24 protein-coding genes are annotated in these 21,431 nt (G+C 58.2%); 1 reads left to right on the top strand and 23 read right to left on the bottom strand.

Translation table 11 applies throughout. From position 1 onward, the window contains the following. Positions 1–13: 13 nt before the first annotated feature. From EAV92_RS05060 to topA, 23 genes are all read right to left on the bottom strand, one after another. Positions 14–376, bottom strand: coding sequence for a response regulator (locus EAV92_RS05060; protein WP_123040051.1), 363 nt, complete (start codon positions 374–376; stop codon positions 14–16). Between the two features lie 21 nt (positions 377–397). Beyond that, positions 398–1,681 carry a flagellar motor switch phosphatase FliY gene (gene fliY, locus EAV92_RS05055; protein WP_123040050.1) on the bottom strand — a complete coding sequence of 428 codons (1,284 nt, stop codon included), beginning with the start codon at positions 1,679–1,681 and terminating at the stop codon, positions 398–400. Further along, a complete protein-coding gene (fliM, locus tag EAV92_RS05050; protein ID WP_123040049.1) occupies positions 1,671–2,672 on the bottom strand; it encodes a flagellar motor switch protein FliM in 1,002 nt (333 codons plus the stop codon). The genes fliY and fliM overlap by 11 nt, the downstream gene beginning before the upstream one ends. A 46-nt stretch (positions 2,673–2,718) precedes the next feature. Then, positions 2,719–3,201 (bottom strand): flagellar basal body-associated FliL family protein, encoded by a 483-nt coding sequence (locus tag EAV92_RS05045; protein ID WP_123040048.1) that lies wholly within the window; start codon positions 3,199–3,201, stop codon positions 2,719–2,721. Beyond that, on the bottom strand, positions 3,198–3,434 hold the full coding sequence (locus EAV92_RS05040; RefSeq protein ID WP_123040047.1) for a flagellar FlbD family protein: 237 nt from the start codon (positions 3,432–3,434) through the stop codon (positions 3,198–3,200). Before EAV92_RS05040 ends, EAV92_RS05045 begins: the two co-directional genes overlap by 4 nt. A gap of 58 nt (positions 3,435–3,492) precedes the next feature. Beyond that, positions 3,493–4,317: a flagellar hook-basal body complex protein gene (locus tag EAV92_RS05035; RefSeq protein WP_123040046.1), complete on the bottom strand. Its 825-nt coding sequence runs from the start codon at positions 4,315–4,317 to the stop codon at positions 3,493–3,495. 115 nt (positions 4,318–4,432) lie between these two features. Next, complete coding sequence (locus EAV92_RS05030; RefSeq protein WP_123040045.1) at positions 4,433–4,819, bottom strand: TIGR02530 family flagellar biosynthesis protein; 387 nt, start codon at positions 4,817–4,819, stop codon at positions 4,433–4,435. Next, positions 4,812–5,294 carry a flagellar hook capping FlgD N-terminal domain-containing protein gene (locus EAV92_RS05025; RefSeq protein ID WP_123040044.1) on the bottom strand — a complete coding sequence of 161 codons (483 nt, stop codon included), beginning with the start codon at positions 5,292–5,294 and terminating at the stop codon, positions 4,812–4,814. Before EAV92_RS05025 ends, EAV92_RS05030 begins: the two co-directional genes overlap by 8 nt. 23 nt (positions 5,295–5,317) lie before the next feature. After that, positions 5,318–6,745 carry a flagellar hook-length control protein FliK gene (locus EAV92_RS05020; protein ID WP_164472632.1) on the bottom strand — a complete coding sequence of 476 codons (1,428 nt, stop codon included), beginning with the start codon at positions 6,743–6,745 and terminating at the stop codon, positions 5,318–5,320. A 47-nt stretch (positions 6,746–6,792) separates the two neighbouring features. Further along, on the bottom strand, positions 6,793–7,701 hold the full coding sequence (locus EAV92_RS05015) for a MotE family protein (protein ID WP_123040042.1): 909 nt from the start codon (positions 7,699–7,701) through the stop codon (positions 6,793–6,795). A gap of 31 nt (positions 7,702–7,732) precedes the next feature. Continuing rightward, positions 7,733–8,176: a flagellar export protein FliJ gene (gene fliJ, locus EAV92_RS05010; protein ID WP_123040041.1), complete on the bottom strand. Its 444-nt coding sequence runs from the start codon at positions 8,174–8,176 to the stop codon at positions 7,733–7,735. Positions 8,177–8,188: 12 nt separating this feature from the next. Next, positions 8,189–9,508, bottom strand: a complete 1,320-nt coding sequence (fliI, locus tag EAV92_RS05005; RefSeq protein WP_123040040.1) for a flagellar protein export ATPase FliI — start codon at positions 9,506–9,508, stop codon at positions 8,189–8,191. Further along, positions 9,495–10,337 (bottom strand): FliH/SctL family protein, encoded by an 843-nt coding sequence (locus tag EAV92_RS05000; RefSeq protein ID WP_123040039.1) that lies wholly within the window; start codon positions 10,335–10,337, stop codon positions 9,495–9,497. The genes fliI and EAV92_RS05000 overlap by 14 nt, the downstream gene beginning before the upstream one ends. Next, positions 10,330–11,343 carry a flagellar motor switch protein FliG gene (gene fliG, locus EAV92_RS04995; RefSeq protein ID WP_123040038.1) on the bottom strand — a complete coding sequence of 338 codons (1,014 nt, stop codon included), beginning with the start codon at positions 11,341–11,343 and terminating at the stop codon, positions 10,330–10,332. Before fliG ends, EAV92_RS05000 begins: the two co-directional genes overlap by 8 nt. Positions 11,344–11,357: 14 nt before the next feature. Further along, entirely contained in the window at positions 11,358–12,932 is a 1,575-nt protein-coding gene (fliF, locus tag EAV92_RS04990) for a flagellar basal-body MS-ring/collar protein FliF (RefSeq protein ID WP_123040037.1), read from the bottom strand. 86 nt (positions 12,933–13,018) lie between these two features. Then, a complete protein-coding gene (gene fliE, locus EAV92_RS04985) occupies positions 13,019–13,330 on the bottom strand; it encodes a flagellar hook-basal body complex protein FliE (protein WP_123040036.1) in 312 nt (103 codons plus the stop codon). A 54-nt stretch (positions 13,331–13,384) separates the two neighbouring features. After that, positions 13,385–13,828: a flagellar basal body rod protein FlgC gene (gene flgC, locus EAV92_RS04980; protein ID WP_123040035.1), complete on the bottom strand. Its 444-nt coding sequence runs from the start codon at positions 13,826–13,828 to the stop codon at positions 13,385–13,387. A 3-nt stretch (positions 13,829–13,831) separates the two neighbouring features. Further along, the gene (gene flgB, locus EAV92_RS04975) at positions 13,832–14,245 is read right to left on the bottom strand and encodes a flagellar basal body rod protein FlgB (RefSeq protein WP_123040034.1); all 414 of its coding nucleotides are present in this window, start codon (positions 14,243–14,245) and stop codon (positions 13,832–13,834) included. 248 nt (positions 14,246–14,493) lie between these two features. Beyond that, a complete protein-coding gene (gene codY, locus EAV92_RS04970; RefSeq protein WP_123040033.1) occupies positions 14,494–15,261 on the bottom strand; it encodes a GTP-sensing pleiotropic transcriptional regulator CodY in 768 nt (255 codons plus the stop codon). A gap of 41 nt (positions 15,262–15,302) precedes the next feature. Beyond that, positions 15,303–16,697, bottom strand: coding sequence for an ATP-dependent protease ATPase subunit HslU (gene hslU, locus EAV92_RS04965; protein WP_123040032.1), 1,395 nt, complete (start codon positions 16,695–16,697; stop codon positions 15,303–15,305). A gap of 93 nt (positions 16,698–16,790) precedes the next feature. Further along, entirely contained in the window at positions 16,791–17,333 is a 543-nt protein-coding gene (gene hslV / locus EAV92_RS04960) for an ATP-dependent protease subunit HslV (protein ID WP_123043583.1), read from the bottom strand. Positions 17,334–17,414: 81 nt separating this feature from the next. After that, complete coding sequence (gene trmFO / locus EAV92_RS04955; protein ID WP_123040031.1) at positions 17,415–18,755, bottom strand: FADH(2)-oxidizing methylenetetrahydrofolate--tRNA-(uracil(54)-C(5))-methyltransferase TrmFO; 1,341 nt, start codon at positions 18,753–18,755, stop codon at positions 17,415–17,417. Positions 18,756–18,785: 30 nt separating this feature from the next. After that, a complete protein-coding gene (gene topA / locus EAV92_RS04950) occupies positions 18,786–20,882 on the bottom strand; it encodes a type I DNA topoisomerase (RefSeq protein ID WP_123043582.1) in 2,097 nt (698 codons plus the stop codon). Positions 20,883–21,224: 342 nt separating this feature from the next. On the opposite strand from topA, the gene EAV92_RS04945 reads away from it, so the two are divergent. Continuing rightward, entirely contained in the window at positions 21,225–21,425 is a 201-nt protein-coding gene (locus EAV92_RS04945) for a PLDc N-terminal domain-containing protein (protein ID WP_123040030.1), read from the top strand. Positions 21,426–21,431: the final 6 nt, after the last annotated feature.

Genomic DNA, 21,431 nt, shown 5'->3' with positions numbered 1-21,431 from the left:
CTTCGCTCCCGACTTATCCGAGTGTTTTCTTGATGGCTTCGATGACGCGGTCGGCTTGGAAAGGTTTCACGATGAAATCTTTTGCTCCGGCTTGGATAGCGTCGATAACCATCGCCTGCTGGCCCATTGCGGAACACATGATGACTTTCGCGTTCGAGTCGAGTTTGCGGATTTCCTTCAGCGCGGTAATGCCGTCCATCTCGGGCATCGTGATGTCCATCGTGATGAGGTCCGGATGAAGTTCCTTGTATTTCTCGATCGCTTGGGCGCCGTCTTGGGCTTCTCCCACCACTTCGTATCCGTTCTTGCTGAGAATGTCGCGGATCATCATGCGCATGAATGCAGCGTCGTCAACAATGAGAATGCGGTTAGCCATTTCGTTTTCCTCCCGAGGGTCTTATTGGATTTTTTGGACGCGATCCCATTGGCTGACGATGTCGGTGACGCGGACGCCGAAGTTTTCATCGATGACCACGACCTCGCCTTTGGCGATCAATTTGTTGTTTACCAGGATGTCGACCGGTTCCCCGGCCAGCTTGTCCAGCTCGATAATAGAACCTTGGGACAATTCCAAAATCTCTTTGATCTGCTTCTGCGTCCGTCCCAATTCCACCGTGACTTTCAGCGGGATGTCCAGCAGCAGGTTCAGGTTCGTCTCGTCGGCCTGCGACAGCCCGCTGCCTTGGAAGCTGGCGAACTGGACGGGATTGACGTTGACGTTGCGGCCTCCCGCCGCGCCGAGCGTCTGCGGATACGACGGCATCGGAGCCCCGTAACCCGGCGGCATGGCAGCCATCGGAGGCATTTGGTAGGCTTCCTGCGGCGGCATTTGGTAGGCCGGCGGCATTTGCTGCGGCGGCATTTGCGGCGGCATCTGCGGAGGCATTTGCTGCATCGGCTGCGGAGGCGGCGCGACCGGAGCCGGCGCAGGCTGCGCTTGCGGTGCTGCGTATTGCGGCGCGGGCGCCGGTTCCGGCGAAGCGTCGCCCATCAAGGAGCGGACGAGCTCTTTCGCGAACGGTACCGACAGCAGCTGCATGATCGTCGAATCGATCAAGTCCCCGATTTTGAGCCGGAAAGAGATTTTGACGAACATGTCCTCCATCGGGATATTGCCGATCCCCGACCCGTTCGGCACGTCCATGATGTCGATGCCCGGCGGGGAAATGTTGACCATGCGGTTGAAGATGGTCGACATGGAGGTCGCCGACGAACCCATCATCTGGTTCATCGCTTCCTGTACCGCGCTGATATGGATTTCGTTCAATTCCTCCGACGTCACGTTGCCTTCGCCGCCCAGCATGAGATCGGCGATGACTTGCGCGTCGTGCGTCTTGATGACCAAGGAATTGATGCCTTCAAACCCGTCCACGTAACGAACGTGAACGGCCACGTGCGGTTTGGGGAATTCCTCGTTGAACTGGTCCCTCGAGATCGCGGAAACCTGCGGCGTAGTGATGTCGACTTTCTTGCCGAGCAACGTGGACAAAGCCGTCGCCGCGCTGCCGAACGTGATGTTGCCGATTTCGCCCAGGGCGTCCTGTTCGATCGGCGTCAGCAGGTCGTCCAAAGTCACTTCGCCGGCGAAATCGAACGAAGCGGGCGTCTCCGGCTCTTCGCCGGACGACTGCCGCAGAAGCGCGTCGATCTCTTCCTGGGATAAATAATCCTTACTCGTCATTGTTTTCTTCCACCCCTTCGCTGACGATTTCGTGAATTTGGATCGCCATCTTGTCCCTTACCGTACCGGGACTGGCGATGAATTTGACCTTGTCCCCGACCTTGACTTCCAATCCTTCGTCGGTCGGCTTATGTAAGGCGATGACGTCTCCGACGGACAAATTCAGGAATTCATGGACCGAGATTTGCGAGAAGCCCAGTTCGGCGACGACGGGCAGCTTCGCTTTGCTCACGCGTTTCTCGAGCATTTGCTGCTCTTCCGGCGCGCGCATCTTCTTCTGGGAGGCGAACCATTGATGGACCGACAGCCTCGGCATCACCGGTTCGATGACGACGTGCGGGATACAAAGGTTGATCATGCCCGTCGTGTCTCCGATTTTCGTGCTCAGGGAGATCAGCGCGATCGTCTCGTTGGGCGATACGATCTGCATGAACTGCGGATTCGTCTCCAGCGCTTCCAGTCTCGGCTGCATGTCGACGACCGTTCTCCAGGCTTCCTGCAAACTGTCGAAAGCCCGGCTGAAAATCCGTTCCATGATGATCGTCTCGATTTCGGTCAAGCTTCCGATCTTCGTCGGCGCCGCGCCCGCGCCGCCGAGCACGCGGTCCAGCATCGCGAACGCGACGTTGGGGTGTACCTCCAGAACCATCCGGCCTTCCAAAGGCTCCGCTTCGAAAATGTTCAGGATCGTCATTTTCGGAATGGAACGGATGAATTCGTCGTAAGGCAGCTGTTCCACCTGGACAACGTTAATCTGAACGAACGTCCGGAGCTGGGCGGAAAAGTAGGTGGTCAAATAACGCGCGAAGTTTTCGTGGATTCGGGTCAAGCTGCGGATGTGATCCTTGGAAAAACGCACGGCCCTTTTAAAATCGTAGGAGCGTACCTTTTTCTGCGTATCCTCTTTTTTGAGTTCTTCCGCATCCATTTCGCCGGACGACAGCGCCGCTAGCAGCGCGTCGATCTCGTTCTGCGATAAAACGTCTACCATTTGCTCTCACCCCTTTCAAAGCCCCGAATAGGAAGTCGTCCGTCCGTCAAACTTGCTGCATGATGAAATCTTTCAGTTCGACCTTAGTGACTTTGCCTTCCGTCAGCACGGCGTTGATCGAATTGATCAATCCCGCGTACAGCTGGTCCTTGCCCTTCGTTCCTTGCAGGTCTTCCGGCTTCATCACCCACAGCGCGCGGTTGATGATCGGCCTGACCACGATATCCTTGATTTTATCGAACTCTTCCTTGCTCTTCTCGCTGTCGAGCTGGAAGATAAACCCGGTAACGACGACGTAGGTGGTGTCCGCGATGTTCGTTTTGATATCCGTTAACTCGGATGTGACCTTGATGAGCTCGTCCGCGGAAAGCGGCTTGGCCTGAACGTCCTTCACGCTCTCCTCCGCCTGGGCCACCGGGTCTTTGGAGTCGCTGCCGTTCAGGTAATGGTTCCAAACGTAAACGCCCACCGAGACGATCAACGTGATCGCCAGCAGCAGCGAAACGAGCCAAGGTAACATTTTCTTCATGACGAAGCTCCCTCCGATTGCGTATCCGCCGATTGGCCGGTCAATGCGGCCATGATGCCGATACTGCGCAGATAGTGCCGGATGGAACGGATCACATCCGATGAATGTTCGGTAACAATGTATTTCTTGCCTGTCGTGAGCGTAATCATCGTATCCGGCGTTTGTTCCACCGTTTCGATCAGCAAAGCGTTGACATGGAATTGGCTGCCGTTCAGTCTCGTGACGGCGATCATGGAGATCCCCCCGATCCGCGGAGGAGAGGGCCTAGCCCTCTCCCGGCGGAGGCGTCAATTATCGTTTCAGATTGACGACTTCTTGCAAAATATCGTCCGAAGTGGTGATGATTTTGGAGTTCGCTTGGAAACCGCGCTGTGCGACGATCATTTCGGTGAATTCGTTCGTCAGGTCGACGTTCGACATTTCCAATTGGCCGGAAATGATCGCGCCCGTGCCGAGTTCGGCGTTCGCCGCCGTCGTCGGTTCGAACGTGCCGTCCGCGTTGGCGTTGGCCGTCACGCGGTACAGGTTGCCGCCGACTTTCTCCAGGCCGCCCGGGTTGGTGACCTTCGCGACGCCGATGAAGGTGCCGGTTCCGGTCGCATTGCCGTCGGCGCCGATCGCAACGATCTCGCCGCTTTGCGAAATGGAGAATGCCGTAACCGCCTCGTCGAGCTGGATCGGCACTTCTCCCTCGGAGGAAGCGACCAGCATGCCGTCGGCGTTAACCAGCTGGCGGTTCGCGTCGAGCGTGAAGTTGCCGGCGCGGGTCAAGTAGCTGGCGTCGCTTTCGGAGGACGGTTTCACGATGAAAAATCCGTCGCCGTCGATCCGAAGGTCCGTCGGGACGTTCGTCGTCATGGCACTGCCCGGCGTGTGGATCGTGTCGATCGCGGAAACCGCGACGCCCAGGCCCACTTGCTTGGCATTCACGCCGCCGGTCGTTCCCTCTACGGGAGCCGTAACGCCGGACATCGATTGGCTCAGGATGTCCTTGAACATGACGCGCCCTGCTTTGAATCCTACGGTATTGACGTTTGCGATGTTGTTGCCGATGACGTCGAGCTTCGTTTGGAAGCCGCGCATGCCGGATACGCCGGAATACATGGAACGCAACATGGAAATTGCCTACCTCCTAAATTGATTGGCTTCTGGCCGCTTCAGTCGGTCCGCGGCCCGGGGCCCCCTTCAGGCAGGACCAGCCCCTCTTGCAATTACGAAACGTCTTTTCCGTCTAGCTGACGACGACAGCGCTGTCGATTTGCGTGAAGACATGCTCTTTCATCGAAGTGCCGTCCAAGGCCGTTACCACGGTACGGTTCGGCACGTTGACGATCATCGCGATGTCCCGGTACAGGACGAGCGAGTCTTTCGCTCCTTTGGCGGCCGCTTGGTCTACGGCGCCGGCGATCTTGTCCAACTGGTCGGTGTTGAGCACGATGCCTCTCTGCTGCAGCCGCTGCTCCGCGTGATGGCTGAATTTCAGTTCTTGGCGGTTCAACAGTTCGCGGAAGGAAATCCCGCCGTTCGGCGTTCCTGCCGATTTAGCCGTTGCCCGCGTCCCCTGGAGAGATGCCGCGCGCGTAGCCGCCAATTGCCCGACGGTCATGCGTTCACTCATTGCCGGTCCCTCCCGTGCTGGACGAAGCCGTTGACGTTTCGTTCGCAGGCGTCGCCGAAATGGACAGCAAATCGTCGATTTTCACTTCCGAGGTTCCGATTTTCACGTATTGCACATTGTCGCGCCGAATGATGGCATCGACAACGCCCGTACGATCGACGACCCCGGTTTCGGTCGTTTCTTGCCAGCCGACCGTTTTGCCGATCAGATCGGCCGACATGCCCGCCGATTGGCGAAGCGCGGCCAAGCTGTTGGCCATGTTCATCGTCTGTTCCAAGGAGGAGAATTGCGCCATCTGGGCGATGAAATCCTTATCCTCCAAAGGCTGCATCGGATCCTGGTTTTTGAGCTGGGTGACGAGGATTTGCAAAAACTGGTCCTTGCCGAGCTCTTTCACCGGTTTGCGAGCGGCCGTCTGAACGTTTTGCGCCGAATAGTACGGCCAAATGTTCGTCGTTCCGGTAATGTCCGCCACCGGAATATCACCTCCTAGCGGGATTATGCGGTTACGTTAAGCGAGCTGCCGTAGCCGATCTCGCGAAGGAACGAAGTCCTGTCGAGTTCCGCTTCGAATGCCGCCGGGTCTTCGTAGACGCCCTTGGCGCCGCGATCCCTGGACTGGCCGCCCTGGGAATTCGAGCCCGAACGTCCCTGGAACTGCTGGAAGAAGGCCGCGGATTCGGCTCCTGCCGATTGCTGGACGACTTCCATTCGGTCGACTTGCAAGCCTTGTCCTTGAAGCGCGGAGCGAAGCTGAGCCATCTGATTCTCAAGCAGGTCGCGGGCCGCTCCGTTCTCCGCCGTGAATTGCGCGGTAAGCAGGCCGTTCTGGATCATGATCTTGATGTCCACTTGCCCCAAATGCTCCGGATGCAGCGAGATTTTGGCCTCCGCCGTCCCGTGCCCTTGCGTCAGGACGAATTGTTTGACCAGGAATTTGCCCATCTGCTCGGCGAATTGCTGGACCGGCACTTGCGCGGGAACCGACGCGTTCGCGGTTGATGCCGCGGCCGTCAAGTTGTCGGCCGACTTCAGCAGAGTCCAGACCGGTACGGAGTTCTGGCTCGAGGCGTCCGTGTTTTCGACCGCCGTTGCCGGAATTTGCCCTTCCGTTTGCGGGTTCGTTTCTTTGGAGGATGCCGTCGCATACTGCCATGCCGGATTCCGGAAAGGAACGGCCGCTTTGCGGACTTCGGCTTGAACCTCCGCCGGAGCGTTGCCGCTTTGCTGGTCAGCCGCTGCGTTCGCTGTCGACGCGGCACCGGATGCGGTGTCGACCGCCGAAGTTCTCGCTTCGACGACGCCAGCCGTCTTCGACGCGGTCTTGTCGCCTTGGAGCTGCTGCAGCGCGTTTACCGCTTGTTGCAGCGATTCTTTCACTTGCGGCGCCTGGGCGTCCAGCGTGGAGTCGGCTGCCAATCGGTCCGTCAAATTCTGAGCGGTTTGCTTCAATGCCGCGATCCATCCGAGCTGTGCGTTCGATTGCGATTGCAGCGCGTCGGTCCCGTCGATCGACGAAGTCAGAACGGCCAAAGCATCTTGCGGATTATCCGGCATTTCGGATGCTGACGGATTCAGCAGGTTCTGAAGCATGACAAGCAGCGCGGCGAGCTGGTCTTGCAGCTCATCCGGAAGCTTCGCGTTCGGATCCTGCGCGTCCAATGCCTTCGTCAATCCCGCGAGCAATTCGAGCAGTCCTGCGGAAGAAGAGTCTTCCGATGGGGCGGAGAAAAGTCCGAGCAATCCTGCAAGGCCTGCCGTGATTCCGTTGCCTGCCGAAGCCGTTCCCGTGCTCGCCGTTCCGCCGATGGCTTGGACAAGCGCGCCCGCGAAACCGCCGGACGACCCGGTTTTCCCGGTTCCCGAAGCCGAAGCTGAGGTTGGCGATGCGGTATTTACCGCGGATACGATTCCGAGTGCGTTCATTTTGTTTTCACCTCCTTTCATTGAGTGCCTGTGCCGCCTGGTGAACCTTAGGGGTTCGCAGGCATCAGCTTGCTGACGAGAGAAGCCGTTTTCTTGCTGTCCTGGTTCGCCATCGCCGCCAGCACCTGCGAACGGGCGCTGTCGTCCATGGAGCCGAGAATGAGCAGCGCTTTGGACTGGCTCGTGCTCGACATGGTCAGCAGCAGCGTCGCGGCGTCGGCCGCTTTCATCGAGGAGAACGTCTTCTTCAGCTCGGAAACGTCCAGCGTGGAAGCGCCTGCCCCCGTCGCCGTTTCGAGTTCCTTGACCCGTGACTGCAGCGCCGCGATCTGCTGATCTTTCGCGGTGACGGAGTCCTTCAACCGGATCGAAACGTCGGCGGCTTTCTGCGGCGTCATTTTCTCCAGCACGCGGGTCCGTTCGGTATCCGCCATCGCGCCGAGAATCAACGACGTTTCTTCGACCGTCATGCTTTCCAGGATCGGCGCGGCTTTGCTCGGCGTCATCTTGGCGTACACGCCGGCGAGCGATTTGATTCGCGCCGCGTATTCGTCGTCCGACAACGTCTGCTGCTGTTTGTCTTGGGTCAGCTGCTCGACTTGGGCTTTCAGGCTCTCGATCTCTTTCTTCTGGTCGGTCGTCTCCTGCGTCGCTTTCTTCAAGGAGGCTTCCCGGTCGGCCAGCAGCGCTTGCAGCTCATCCACTTTCTGTTTCGCGTTGTTGACGGTGATGTCCGCGTCCGTGCCGGTCGGCGGCGCCGAGGATGCAGGATCCGGAAGCACCGCTTTCAGCACGGGGACTTTGTTTCCGATCTCCAGCGCCTTGTTTCTCCACTCCGTATTGAACAGGAGCAGCAGCATGCCCAGCAGCACTGCCGTGAAGAGAATCGGCGTCAGAAAAAAGAGAAAACGCTCGAAGCCGCTGTAGTTGCTTTTTTCCGTATTGGCGTCGGCCACGATTCCTCCTCCTTTCCTAACGTTTCGTTCGTCAGCCCCGAGCGGACGCGGCGCGGACGATCGCCATCTCGTCAAGCTCGTTCTGCTGTTTTGTCAACCAGTCGTTCCGATAGAGCTGATAGGCTTTGTCGCGTGCGTTCAGCCAAACCTTCTCTTCCACCGATCTCTCGGCCAGCTTGCTTCTTTGCAGCCTGACTCCGGCTTCAGCGGCTTCCACGCCTCTCATCCGGCCGCGGATCCTGCCTTCCAGCACGTCGAGATAATGCTGCAGGGAAGCCAGTTCCGCCAGCATGACGCCGGAGACGGCGGCGTTCGACAGAAGCTCTTCCAGCTCGGCCCGTTCGGCAAGCAGCTCGCGGAGCCGCTCCTCTTCCTCTCTCAACCGGCCGATAGACGCGGCATATTCCCATTCCGCCATCGACTTTTCGCTGCCCTTCAGGTCCACGATTTTCTGCAAAGGATAATGAAACCGCATGGCCGTCTATCCTCATCTCCTGTAAAAATCGATAATCAGCCGTTCCGTCGCCTCGTCGAGAGACAATTTCTCGTCGGTTCTCTGGCGCGTGTAGGCATTGATCAAATCGATGAACTGGATGGATTTATCGATTTCCGGGTTGGAGCCTCTCTGGTACGCCCCGATATTGATCAAGTCTTCCGAATCTCTATAGATGGAGAGCAATCTCTTCAACTGTTCGGATGCGTTCCGCTGTTCTTCCCCGACGATGTTGTTCATGACGCGGCTGATGCTGGCCAGAATGTCGATGGCGGGGAAATGGCCCTTATTCGCAAGATTCCGGTGGAGCACGATATGGCCGTCCAGGATGCCGCGCACCGCGTCGGCGATCGGTTCGTTCATGTCGTCCCCGTCCACCAGTACCGTATAAAACGCGGTGATGGAGCCGGTCGGCCCCGTGCCCGCCCGTTCGAGAAGCTTGGGCAGCGCGGCGAACACCGAAGGCGTGTAACCCCGGGTCGCCGGCGGCTCTCCGATCGCCAGCCCGACTTCCCGGAGAGCCATCGCGTAACGCGTGACGGAGTCCATCATCAACATCACGTTCAGGCCTCTGTCCCGGAAATATTCCGCGATCGTCGTGGCGATCAGAGCGCCCTTGATGCGGATCAGCGCGGGCTGGTCCGAAGTGGCGACGATCACGACCGATCGCGCCAAGCCTTCAGGTCCGAGATCTTTCTCGACGAATTCGAGCACTTCCCGGCCGCGTTCCCCGATCAGCGCGATGACGTTCACGTCCGCCGCGGTGTTGCGGGCAACCATGCCGAGGAGCGTGCTCTTGCCGACGCCGGAGCCGGCGAAAATGCCGACCCGCTGCCCCTGCCCCACGGTCAGGAGACCGTCGATGGCGCGAACCCCGGTGCCCAGCGGCTCGGTGACGCGCGGGCGATCCAGCGGGTTCCCGGGCTTCCGGTGCGTCGAGTAATGCGGCATACGGGCGGGCAGCTTGGAGCCGTCGAGCGGCTGGCCGAGTCCGTCCAGCACTTTGCCCAGCAGCTCCGATCCGACCTGGACCGTGAGCGGCCGTCCCGTCGCGACGACGTCGCAGCCGGGGCCGATGGCGTGCAGCTCTCCCAAGGGCATGAGCAGCAGGCGATTGTCGCGGAACCCGACGACCTCGGCCAAAATCGGCGTTCCGCCTTTCATCGGGTGGATGGCGCAAACTTCGCCGACGCTCGCGTCAGGCCCTTCGGATTCGACGGTGAGCCCGATGACTTGCGTCACCTTGCCGTTCACGCGGACCGGATCCAGGTTCGCGAGCGCTTCTTCGTAGCGGGACACGTCAAGAAGCGCCATCGGAGATCCCCTCTTCCGCGGCGTGCGCCGCTACTCTCAGCAATTCCGCGCGGATCGCGGCGAGCTGCGTGTCCACTCTCGCGTCGATGCTTCCGAAGGAAGAACGGACGATGCAGCCGCCTTCCTCCACGGTCAAGTCCGGTACGATCTGAAGTTCAGCCTGCGAATCGAGAGATAACGTCAGTTCGTCCTTCGCCGCCTGGACGAAATCGAACTGGGACGGAGCCACGCATAACGTGATGACTCCCTGCTCTTTCCGCCGCGCGAGCGCTTGGCCGAACAACCGGATGACCTTCTCCGGCGCTTCGGCCAGGTGGGCCGAGACGAGTTTTCCGGCGATCGCGCAACTCAGATCGACGACGAACGTTTCGGCTTCCGCGATCACTCGTTCTTTCGTCACGTAAGCTTGCTCGACCACTTGACGGGCTTCGTTCAACCGGGCATCCCATTCGTTCATCAGGTCGCGCGCCGCCTGTTCGGCTCCGGCGGCATAACCTTCCCGGTAACCGTCTTGGCGCGCTTGTTCCGTCACGGAGTCGTCCTCATCCCGGCGGGACTCCCACCAGGATTCGACTTCCCGCTCGGCAGCCGCCCGGATTTCGGCGGCTTCCTCGCGGGCCCGGTTCAGCATCTCTTGGGCCGTTTTTTCGGCGTCTTCCAGAATGCGTTCTTTCAAAGATTGAGTTTCGACATCGGGCCCCCCATTTCCTTCGAATTCCGCGTCGGAACCTGAAGTATTTTGGGTTTTGGGGATGAAATGGCGGATCAGTTCCAGCTGCTTGAGGTCGTCCACAGACACGACCCGTCCGGATTTGATCAGATTAGACAATGATATCGTCTCCTCCGCCGCGAGCGATGATGATCTCTCCCGACTCTTCCAATCTGCGGATCGTGCCTACGATGCGGGTTTGCGCTTCTTCGACGTCCCGCAAGCGAACGGGACCCATGTATTCCATTTCTTCCTTGAACGTATCGGCCATGCGTTTGGACATGTTGCGGAAGATCGCCTCCCGCACTTCGTCGCTGGCCACCTTGAGCGCCAGCTGCAGGTCGGCGTTCTCGATGTCGCGAATGATCCGCTGGATCGAACGGTTGTCGAGGTTGACGATGTCCTCGAAGACGAACATCCGCTTCTTGATCTCTTCCGCCAGCTCGGGATCCTGGATTTCGAGGGAATCGAGAATCGTCCTCTCCGTTCCGCGGTCGACCCCGTTCAGGATCTGCACGATCGCTTCGATGCCGCCCGCGTTCGTGTAATCCTGCGTGACCGTCGCCGACAGCTTCTGTTCGAGCACCCGTTCAACCTGCGCGATGACTTCCGGCGAAGTGCTGTCCATCAGCGCGATCCGGCGGGCGACGTCCGCCTGCTTGTCTTGCGGAAGCGAGGAGAGCACCGCCGACGATTGCTCCGGCTGCAAGTAGGAAAGCACGAGCGCGATCGTCTGGGAGTTCTCGTTCTGGATGAAGTTCAGGATTTGCTGCGGTTCCGCTTTGCGGGCGAAGTCGAACGGCCTTACCTGCAGCGTCGCGGTCAGCCGGTTCAGGATATCCGAAGCCCTGCCCGAACCGAGCGCCTTTTCCAAAATTTCTTTGGCGTATGTAATCCCGCCCTGGGAGATATATTCCTGCGCGATGCAAATTTGATGGAACTCGGACAGGATGTTTTCCTTTTCTACGCTGTCCACCTTGCGAACGTTGGCGATCTCAAGCGTGAGCTGCTCGATCTCCTCGTCCCGCAGTTGCTTGAAGACGTTGGCGGAAACTTCCGGTCCCAGCGTGATGAGCAGGATGGCCGCTTTCTGCCGGCCGGAAAGTTGGATTCCTGATTTCGCCATTTGTGCTGCCACCCCTATTCATCCACCAGCCAAGTCCGGAGCAAGTTGACGAACTCCTCCGGTTTTCTCTTAGCCAGATTTTCAAGCTGCTTGCGAACCTGGCTCTCGTTCGAAACGTTGTCGATATCGATCGTCGGCAGCTCCACGCGCGGCACTTCCGCGGCGGCCAGCTCGGCTGCTTCCCGTGCCGCTTTCCGGCGGCGGTAAACGTAGTAACCGCCTCCGCCGAGCAGCGCGGCTGCCAGCACGCCGAGACCCGCCAGCCAGTAAGCCGAAACCGTTAAACCGGACGATTGCGCCGCATTCGCGTTAAACGTCTGCGAGATGACGGACACACGTTTGGCCAAATCTTGGTCGTTCAAAGTCTGGCCCGATTCCGCGAGCAGCGTACGTACGCTGCCGACCAGCATCTGCTGGATCGCCGCGGTCTTTTCCGGCGTCATCTGCGTGGAATCGATCCCGACGTTGATCGAAACGTCCTTTACTTTGTAAGGAGCCGACTCGATGAGATCCTTCACGCGGCTCGGTTCGTAATTCACAATATCGTGCGTGGATTCCGATGTACTGGTAGAGGAGGACGAACCGCCCGGGAAGTTGGTGACGTCGGTTTGTCCCGTTCCCGCGACTCCGCCCGCCGAACCGTCTGTGCCGGTGGAGGATTCGGTCGTCGATTCCTTGCTGATGACGATCCCGTTGTTGTCGTTGTTCGGAAGCGGCACGACCGTATTGGCTTCGGTCGACTTCTTGTCGAAGTTCAACGTCGACACGACGCTGATGACCATATTATCCATGCCGACCATCGGAATCAGGAACTGCTGGATGTTCTTTTTCACTTCGTTCTCGAATTGGTGCGTCAATTCGAACTGGGATTGCACGGCGCCGGAGGAAGAAGAGGAACCGCCGACCTTGTCCGAAGGCTCCAGTTCGCCCGCCGTCGTACTCGCGATCGTGATGCCGTCCATGCTGAGGTTCGGTACGGCCGTTTTCACGAGATTGAAGTAACTGTCGACTTCCTCCTGCTTCGGTCGGAAGCCGGGTTTGAACGTCAGGACGACGGAAGCGCTTGCCTTCTCTTTGTCTTCGTCGCTCGCGAAAACCGTCTCCTGAGGCAGATTGATCAGGACCTTAGCCCGCTGAACGCCCTGCTTGCTTTGCAGCAATTGCTGCACTTCCCCGTTCAGCGCATTGCGCAGCTTGACCTGGAATTCTTCCTGGGTCGTCCCGATGGACGAGCTCGACTCACTCAATTCCTTGAACCCGATCGAACCGTTCACCAACAGCCCCTGGGACCCTACGTCCACCCTCGCTCGAGCGGCAGACGCGCTCGGCACCGAAATGCTCGATCCGTCGGCGCTCAGCTTATACGAAATCCCTTGACCGTCCAAATACTGCATGATGGCGGCGGCATCCGTGCTGTCCAAATTTTGAAAGGCGACCTCGTATTGCGTGCGGGTCAGCCATGAAGTCAATAGAATGACGGCAAGCAGCAAAAAAACGGCCGTCGAGGCGAGCACCCATTTCTGCGTCTTGCTGTACTGGTTCCAGAAGCTCATCAGCCTCTCGCGAACCTGTGCCCATCTCTCGTTCACGTTGTCACCTCACCTGCGGATAACGCAGCCGGATCCCGACGGTTCGGGATCGCCGGCTGCGGGTTGTTGCTAGGAAAACGCCCCGATTACATCTGCGTCCGCATGATTTCCTGGTAAGCCTCGATGACTTTGTTGCGAACTTGCGAGGTTAGGGACAGACTCAGTTCGGCTTTGGAGGAAGCGATCATGACGTCGTTGATGTCGGCTTGCCCGACGATGAATTGGTCGGTGACCTTATGTACGTTCTGCTCCTGGGCGGCCACCCCGTCGAGCGCGGTTTTGAGGAAAGACGCGAAGCTGTCGGTCGCTTCGGCGGGCGTTGCCTTGGCGGCCGTCGTCTGCTGCAAGGCTGCCGAAGTAATCGGCGTAATCGGAGTTAAAAGCATATTTTGAATCATGGGAATCCCACCATTTCGGTATCTTTTACAATGCGGTCAGTCTGCTTCGGCGGATTAACGTCCGATTTCGAGTGACTTGGTGAACATAGCCTTGCTCGCGTTCAGAGCCGTAACGTTCGCTTCGTACGAACGCGTGGCCGAGATCATGTCGACCATTTCCTTCAGAACGTCCACGTTCGGCATGCTGACCATGCCGTTCGCGTCGGCGTCCGGATGGGTCGGGTTGTAGACTTGCTTGAACGGCGTGGAATCTTCTTTGATCGCCGTGACTTGCACGCCCTGCGCCCCCGCGGCATTCAATTTCTCGTCGAGCAGGCTGCCGAATTTGGTTTGGACTGGAGCGACGACGACTTCCTTGCGGCGGTAAGGGACGAATTTCCCGTTGACGTATTCGGCCCGGGTCGTCTCGGCGTTCGCGATGTTGGCCGAAATGACGTCCATGCGAAGCCGTTGGGTGGTCAAAGCCGAAGCGCTGATATCGAATCCCGAAAGCCTCATCCGTTACGCCCTCCCGTCGATGCCTGTCCGCATCATTTTCACGTCGTGATTCACTTGCTGGATAAATAGGTTATATCTTAATTGATTCTCCGCGACGAGCGACATCTCTTTGTCGATGTCCACGTTGTTGCGGTTATTGTTGTATACGCTGTTCTTATCGGTGACGACCGTCGGCGCCGGATTGGAAGAAGTCCCTCCGTTCGAGAGGTGACGGGCGTCCGTCGTTTTGAGAGACAAAGTCGACTGTCCGCCGGCCCCCATGGCTTTGGAGAGCATCTCTTCGAAAACGACGTCGGATCTTTTAAAATTCGGGGTATCCACGTTGGCGATGTTGTTGGCTAAAACTTGCTGTCGCATGGATGCGGCATGGATCGCGCCTTCCAGACGCTGAAACGAAGCACCGCTCAAGAGATCCATTCGGGATGGCCATCCTTCCGTACTGAAAATGAGAAAAAGTTCATGGATATCTCCCTATATTTCAACGCCGATCGGTCAAATTCCTGCTGATTTCGACAGGAGTTTCATTTTTTATTAAAAAAATGAGGAATGTTGCCGATATAATTACAAAAACTATCATCTCTGAGACATGCCCCTAAAACAATAAGAAAAAAGCCCTAATCTTGGATAAGATCAGGGCTTTCGTTTGTTAGAAAAGTGTTAGGGTCTTAATTTTTCTTCCGCTCGATTTCGTCCAGCAGTTGGGAATTCAAGATCCGGATGTACGTCCCCTTCATGCCGAGCGAACGCGTTTCGATGACGCCGGCGCTTTCGAGTTTGCGGAGCGCGTTCACGATGACGGACCGCGTAATCCCCGCCCTGTCCGCAATTTTGGAAGCGACGAGCAATCCTTCCTTGCCTTCCAATTCCTCAAAAATCTGTTCGACCGCCTCGAATTCGCTGAACGAGAGGGAATGCACGGCGACGGAAACGATCGCCTTGTTCCTCGCCTCCACTTCCCGCTCCTCCGCGCGGTCGCGCAAAATCTCCATGCCGATTTGCGTGGATCCGCATTCGGCCAAGATCAGGTCGTCTTCCGCTAACAATTCGGATTGACGCGATAGTACCAGAGTCCCAAGTCGGTCTCCGCCGCCAATAATTGGTACGATGGTCATGATCCGATCGCGGAACGCTTCCTCCAACTGACCGAGCGTTTCGGCCTTCGGCACATCCACCGCCGTCTCTCCGAACGTCAGGAACGCCTCGTTGCATTCCTGGGGAAACCGAAGCTCTCCCGGATCCTCCCGGCGAAGCCACATCTCGGGAAAATCGGGCGACAGCGCGCTTCCGAGCACTTTGCCCCTGCGGCTGACGACCATAATGTCCCCTAGGATCGTTTCCCGCAGCACTTCGGCCATTTCGCCGAAGTTCAGCGGTTTTCCGGCCGCCTTCTGCAAAAGCCTGTTCAAGGACCGGATTTTTTCCAACAACGTCATGATAATTCTGTTCCTCCTAATTCGACAACACGCAAAGCCTCTTACAAGATATATTGACTTAAATCGCGGTTGCTTGCAATGGTGGCGAGTTTCTCCCGGACGTATTCCGGCGTGATGCTCATTTCCTCGAGCTGCAGCTCGGGCGCTTCGAAGCTCAAATCCTCGAGAAGCTTCTCCAGCAGCGTATGCAGGCGGCGCGCTCCGATATTTTCCGTATTGCGGTTCACTTCCTGCGCCATTCGCGCGATTTCGGCGATGGCGGGTTCCGTGAAATCGATCCGAATGCCTTCCGTTTCCAGCAGCGCCGTATATTGCTTCGTCAGTGCGTTCTGGGGCTCCGTCAGGATGCGGACGAAATCCTCGTCGGTCAAGCTGCTGAGCTCCACTCGGATAGGGAACCGGCCTTGAAGTTCAGGAATCAGGTCCGAAGGCTTGGCGACATGGAACGCTCCGGCGGCGACGAACAGAACGTAGTCGGTTTTCACCGGGCCGTACTTGGTCATGACGGTCGAACCTTCGACGATCGGCAGAATGTCCCTCTGAACCCCTTCGCGCGAGACGTCGGGCCCTTGACCGCGGCCGGTGCTGGCGATTTTGTCGATTTCGTCGATGAAAATGATGCCGGACTGCTCGGCGCGGCGGACAGATTCCGAAATCACGTCGTCCATGTCGATCAACTTGTTCGCTTCTTCCTGAATGAGCACCTTGCGGGCTTCCTTCACGGTGAGCTTCCGTTTCTTGCGGCGTTTGGGCAGGAATTGGCCGAGCATTTCCTGCATGTTGCCGAGCTGCTCCTGTCCGGGGCCGCCCAGCATATCCAGCATGGGGGAAGCGGCTTCCTCCACTTCGATTTCAACGGTTTCGTTCTCCAGGCTTCCGGCCTCGAGCTTTTCTTTGGCTTCGCGCCGTTTGGTCTGAATCGACGGGTCCGGCGTTTCCGGTTCTTCGGCCGCGTTACCGCCGTTCCCTCCGCCGAAAAGCATCTCGAGCGGATTGCGCTGCGGCTTCGACTTGGCCGGCGATGGAACGATCAGCTCGGTCAGCCGTTCGGACGCGGCCTTCTCGGCTTTGTCGCGCACCTTCTCGGTGCGTTCTTCCTTCACCATCCGGATGGACGTTTCCACCAAGTCACGCACCATGGACTCGACGTCGCGGCCGACATAGCCGACCTCCGTGAACTTGGTCGCTTCGATTTTGATGAACGGAGCATGCACGAGTTTGGCGAGCCTTCTCGCGATTTCCGTCTTGCCCACGCCGGTCGGGCCGATCATGAGGATGTTCTTCGGCACGATCTCGTCCCGAAGCTCTTCCGGCAGACGGCTGCGGCGATAACGGTTGCGGAGAGCCACGGCTACCGAACGTTTGGCTTGCTTCTGTCCGACGATGTATTTATCAAGCTCCGCCACGATTTGACGGGGCGTCAAATTCTCGCTCATGGTCCTTACCTCCCAATCAAATGGCTTTCACCCGGGGCCCCAAAAAGTAATCGGAATCAACATCGAAGGCACACGTCACTTTTTGGGGAGAAATTAGATCTCTTCAACGACGAGATTGCTGTTCGTGAACACGCAAATTTCGGCCGCGACCTGGAGCGCCTCGCGCGCGATTTCCTTCGCTTCCATGTGCGGCGCATGCCGATGCAAGGCGCGCGCGGCCGCAAGGGCGAAGCTGCCCCCCGAACCGATGGCGAGGATGCCGTCGTCCGGCTCGATCACTTCTCCGTTGCCGGAGAGCAGAAGCATGCCCGTCGCATCGACCACGATCATCATCGCTTCAAGCCGCCGGAGTACCCGGTCGGAGCGCCAATCCTTCGCCAGCTCGACCGCCGCACGCTGCAGGTTGCCGTGATGCTCCTCCAGCTTGCCTTCGAACTTCTCGAACAGCGTGATCGCGTCGGCGACGGAGCCCGCGAAGCCGGCCAGCACCTGTCCGCGATAGAGCCTGCGCACTTTTTTGGCCGTATGCTTCATGACCATGCTGTTGCCGAACGTGACCTGGCCGTCGCCGGCGATCGCGCCCTTGCCGTTGTGTCGCACCGCGCATATCGTCGTGGCGTGGAACTGACCGCTCATCGTTTGTTCCTCCTTCATGAGTCCATCATCCTCCGTGAACGCGTCGAAGCAGCGGGGGCCTGTCGGCCCGCTGCCGCTGCTTCATACGGTCGGAATGCTTGCATCCGTCTGCCATTCGCGGGCGAAATCTTCAATTGCCGCAAGCGCCCGTTCCGCGATGGTGTCGTTTTTCTCTTTTTTGCTGCGAACTCGATGCCCCAAGGGCGGGAACAAACCGAAATTCGCGTTCATCGGTTGGAAATGGCGGAAATCCGCCGTCGTGATATAGTGCGCCATGCTGCCGAGCGTCGTCTCCGCCGGCAGCGTCACGGGATCCAGCCCGCGCGCGAGCCGCCCGGCGTTCAAGCCGGCGATCAGGCCGGACGCCGCGGATTCCACGTACCCTTCGACGCCGGTCATTTGGCCGGCGAAGAACAGGCTCTCCCTCCGCTTGAACTGATAGGTCGGGAGCATCAGCCGCGGCGAGTTGATGAACGTATTGCGGTGCATGACGCCAAAGCGTACGAATTCCGCCTGCTCCAGTCCCGGAATGAGGCCGAACACCCTTTTCTGCTCTCCCCATTTGAGATGGGTCTGGAAGCCGACCAGGTTGTACAGCGTACCGGCCGCGTTGTCCTGCCGGAGCTGCACGACGGCGTGAGGCTGCTTGCCCGTACGGGGATCGACCAGCCCGACCGGTTTCATCGGTCCGAACAGCACCGTCTGTTTGCCGCGTTTGGCCATGACCTCGATCGGCATGCAGCCTTCGAAGTACATTTCCTTCTCGAAATCTTTGATCTCCGCGGTTTCCGCCGTGATCAGCGCCTCGTAGAACGCTTCGAATTCTTCCTCGTTCATGGGGCAATTCAGGTAAGCCGCCTCGCCCTTGTCGTAACGGGACGCGAGGAAAACCCGCTCCATGTCGATGGAATCCTTCTCCACGATCGGAGCCGCCGCGTCGTAGAAGTAAAAATACTCTTCGCCGAGCAGTTCCTGGATTTGCTTGGACAGATCCGGCGAGGTCAGCGGACCGGTGGCGATTACCGTTATCCCGTCCTCGGGAATGGCCGAAAGCTCTTCGTTTACGACCGTAATCAACGGATGATTCCGCAAACGGCTCGTGACTTCCCCGGAGAATCCGTCGCGGTCCACCGCGAGCGCGCCGCCCGCCGGCACCGCGTTCCGGTCCGCCGCCGAGAGAATCAGCGAATTCAGCCGGCGCATCTCTTCCTTCAACACGCCGACCGCGTTCGTCAAGCCGTTTGCCCGGAGGCTGTTGCTGCACACCAGCTCGGCGAACTTGTCGGTGTGGTGGGCGGGCGTACGGCGAGCGGGCCGCATTTCGTAAAGCGTGACGGGGACGCCTTGGGAGGCGATCTGCCAAGCCGCTTCGCTGCCGGCAAGACCGGCTCCGACGACCGTCACGCGTGGATGTTCATTCACTGAGGTGTTCCTCCTTGCTGCTGTTCCGTGTTATTCCGCGGCTTCGTCCGCTTCCGGAGGAGATTCGTCGTGCCCGCATGCCGTGCAATGCCAAGTCACGTTGCCGCGGCTGCGCTTCTCGATCATCATGCCGCCGCAATCCGGACAAGGTTTGGCCACCGGCTTATCCCAGGATACGTAATCGCATTCCGGGTAGCGGTCGCAGCCGTAGAACAACCGTCCTTTTTTGCTGCGCCGCTCCACGATTTGGCCTTTGCCGCATTTGGGACAGCCGACGCCGGTATCCTTGACGATCGGCTTCGTATTCCGGCATTCGGGGAACCCGGAACAAGCAAGGAACTTGCCGAAGCGGCCCATCTTGTACACCATCGGGTTGCCGCATTTGTCGCAGATTTCGTCCGACGGCTCGTCGCGGATTTCGATTTCCTTCATTTCGTCTTCCGCCACGATCAGCCGTTTTTCGAAAGACTTGTAGAAATCGCCGATGACGTGAACCCAATTCTCATCGCCTTCCTCGACATGGTCGAGGTTCCCTTCCATGTGGGCGGTGAACTCCGCGTCGAGGATTTCGGGGAAGAACTCTTCCATGACCTGGTTGATCAGTTCTCCCAGTTCGGTCGGAACGAATTTCTTCTCTTCGATCGCCACGTAGCCGCGTTTCTGGATCGTCTCCAGCGTAGGCGCATACGTGCTCGGGCGGCCGATGCCGAGCTCTTCCAAAGTACGGACGAGACGAGCTTCCGTATATCTCGGCGGCGGTTGCGTGAAATGCTGCTTCGGATCGATTTGCGACGTCGTAACCGTTTCTCCCGTCGTCAAAGGCGGAAGCAGGCGGTCCTCCTCCGTGGATCCGTCGTCGTTGCCTTCGACGTAGATTTTCATGAACCCCGGAAACTTGAGCTTGGATCCGGCCGCGCGGAATTGCACCGGTCCGTTGTTCAAATCCACGGTCATCGTGTCCAGCACGGCGGAGGACATTTGGCTCGCCACGAAACGATCCCAGACCAATTTATACAACCGGAGCTGGTCGCGGGACAGATACGACTTCACGGAATCGGGTTCCCGAAGCACGGACGTCGGACGGATCGCTTCGTGCGCATCCTGCGCGGTCGAGTTTTTCTTCGTGTAGACACGCGGGGTTTCGGGAACGTAAGCGGCCCCGTACTTCTCACCGATGAACGCTTTCGCTTCTTCTTGGGCCACGGGCGAAATCCGCGTGGAATCCGTACGCATGTAAGTAATGAGACCGACGGTGCCTTCCTTGCCGAGGTCGACGCCTTCGTACAGCTGCTGGGCGACCTGCATCGTTTTGGAGGCGCGGAAATTCAGCTTGCGGGCGGCTTCCTGCTGCAGCGAACTGGTGATGAACGGCGGTGATGGATTGCGCTGCCGTTCCTTTTCTTTGACCTCTCCCACCTTGAACGGGGTTTGCCCGATGCGGGAGAGCACTTCCTTGACGTCGTCTTCGCTTTTGAGCTCTTTCTTCTCGCCGTTCACGGAGTGGAACTTCGCTTCGAACGACGCGCTCTCTTTCATCAAATGCGCGGTGATGCTCCAGTATTCTTCCGGAACGAACGCTTTGATCTCATTCTCGCGGTCCATGATCAGCTTCACCGCGACGGATTGCACGCGGCCGGCGCTGAGGCCTTTCTTGACCTTCTTCCAGAGCAGCGGGCTGATCTTGTAGCCGACCAGTCGGTCCAGCACGCGTCTTGCTTGCTGCGCGTTCACAAGATCCATGTCAATCGGACGCGGGGTTTTAAAGGCGTCTTTGACCGCTTGCTTCGTGATTTCGTTGAACACGACGCGACAGGCGTCCTTCTCGTCCAACTCCAGGTAATGCGCCAAGTGCCAGGCGATCGCTTCCCCTTCGCGATCAGGGTCAGCCGCGAGATACACTTTTTTCACCTTTTTGCTTGCGTCCTTCAATTCTTTCAAAACGTTGCCTTTGCCGCGTATCGTGATGTATTTCGGTTGGAATTCGTTTTCGATTTCAACGCCGATCTGACTCTTGGGCAGATCTCGAATGTGGCCCATCGACGCCTTGACGATGAACTTGCTGCCCAAGTATTTGCCGATCGTCTTGGCTTTGGCCGGGGATTCAACGATAACGAGGGAATCCGCCACATTCATTCCTCCTCTCCTGCGGTCAACATGTCCCTTGGCCGGCGTCCCGCTCGGACGGACGGTCAGAGGGAGCGATGTTCGAACCCGGGAATCTGTCGAACCCTTATTTTCATTAGATAGCATAAACGTTCTTCGCGGCCAACGCAAACGCCGCGTATACGAGCGTTTCGCTTGCGATCATCGCACACATCGTACAGCATTCGGCCCGGCTCGGTCAAATCCCCCGGATTTTCTCTTCATTATAAGGCGAACATCGGAGGGCATGCGAGCGCGTAAAAGTCACCGCATCTTTTCGTTCCGAAGGCCGTATGGTGAGGTATCGGTGGAAAGGAGAGATCATCCATGGCTTTCATGTTCCTGATATTTTTTCTGCTTGTCCCTGCCGAGCTTTTCATTTTGCATATCGCGATCTGCGTCTGGGCGTTTCGGGACTGCAGAAGGAGAGGGAGAAGCGCCGAATTCGCTTTGATCGTGCTGATCGGATTGTTTTTCTTCCCCGTCCTGGGCCTGATCGTATACCTGCTGATTCGTAACGACGCGTGAAGTGCG

The organism is Cohnella candidum (assembly GCF_003713065.1).
Taxonomy (GTDB): Bacteria; Bacillota; Bacilli; order Paenibacillales; family Paenibacillaceae; genus Cohnella; species Cohnella candidum.
The sequence above is the reverse complement of the archived record's forward strand: the minus strand, read 5'-3'. Positions and strand labels throughout refer to the sequence as shown.

What these genes read in the sequence shown, in the direction of transcription:
- EAV92_RS05060 (WP_123040051.1), bottom strand. Translation starts at nt 376, where the DNA reads ATGGCTAACCGCATTCTCATTGTTGACGACGCTGCATTCATGCGCATG.
- fliY (WP_123040050.1), bottom strand. Translation starts at nt 1,681, where the DNA reads ATGACGAGTAAGGATTATTTATCCCAGGAAGAGATCGACGCGCTTCTG.
- fliM (WP_123040049.1), bottom strand. Translation starts at nt 2,672, where the DNA reads ATGGTAGACGTTTTATCGCAGAACGAGATCGACGCGCTGCTAGCGGCG.
- EAV92_RS05045 (WP_123040048.1), bottom strand. Translation starts at nt 3,201, where the DNA reads ATGAAGAAAATGTTACCTTGGCTCGTTTCGCTGCTGCTGGCGATCACG.
- EAV92_RS05040 (WP_123040047.1), bottom strand. Translation starts at nt 3,434, where the DNA reads ATGATCGCCGTCACGAGACTGAACGGCAGCCAATTCCATGTCAACGCT.
- EAV92_RS05035 (WP_123040046.1), bottom strand. Translation starts at nt 4,317, where the DNA reads ATGTTGCGTTCCATGTATTCCGGCGTATCCGGCATGCGCGGCTTCCAA.
- EAV92_RS05030 (WP_123040045.1), bottom strand. Translation starts at nt 4,819, where the DNA reads ATGAGTGAACGCATGACCGTCGGGCAATTGGCGGCTACGCGCGCGGCA.
- EAV92_RS05020 (WP_164472632.1), bottom strand. Translation starts at nt 6,745, where the DNA reads ATGAACGCACTCGGAATCGTATCCGCGGTAAATACCGCATCGCCAACC.
- fliJ (WP_123040041.1), bottom strand. Translation starts at nt 8,176, where the DNA reads ATGCGGTTTCATTATCCTTTGCAGAAAATCGTGGACCTGAAGGGCAGC.
- fliI (WP_123040040.1), bottom strand. Translation starts at nt 9,508, where the DNA reads ATGGCGCTTCTTGACGTGTCCCGCTACGAAGAAGCGCTCGCGAACCTG.
- fliG (WP_123040038.1), bottom strand. Translation starts at nt 11,343, where the DNA reads ATGGCGAAATCAGGAATCCAACTTTCCGGCCGGCAGAAAGCGGCCATC.
- fliE (WP_123040036.1), bottom strand. Translation starts at nt 13,330, where the DNA reads ATGATTCAAAATATGCTTTTAACTCCGATTACGCCGATTACTTCGGCA.
- flgC (WP_123040035.1), bottom strand. Translation starts at nt 13,828, where the DNA reads ATGAGGCTTTCGGGATTCGATATCAGCGCTTCGGCTTTGACCACCCAA.
- flgB (WP_123040034.1), bottom strand. Translation starts at nt 14,245, where the DNA reads ATGGATCTCTTGAGCGGTGCTTCGTTTCAGCGTCTGGAAGGCGCGATC.
- codY (WP_123040033.1), bottom strand. Translation starts at nt 15,261, where the DNA reads ATGACGTTGTTGGAAAAAATCCGGTCCTTGAACAGGCTTTTGCAGAAG.
- hslU (WP_123040032.1), bottom strand. Translation starts at nt 16,697, where the DNA reads ATGAGCGAGAATTTGACGCCCCGTCAAATCGTGGCGGAGCTTGATAAA.
- hslV (WP_123043583.1), bottom strand. Translation starts at nt 17,333, where the DNA reads ATGAGCGGTCAGTTCCACGCCACGACGATATGCGCGGTGCGACACAAC.
- EAV92_RS04945 (WP_123040030.1), top strand. Translation starts at nt 21,225, where the DNA reads ATGGCTTTCATGTTCCTGATATTTTTTCTGCTTGTCCCTGCCGAGCTT.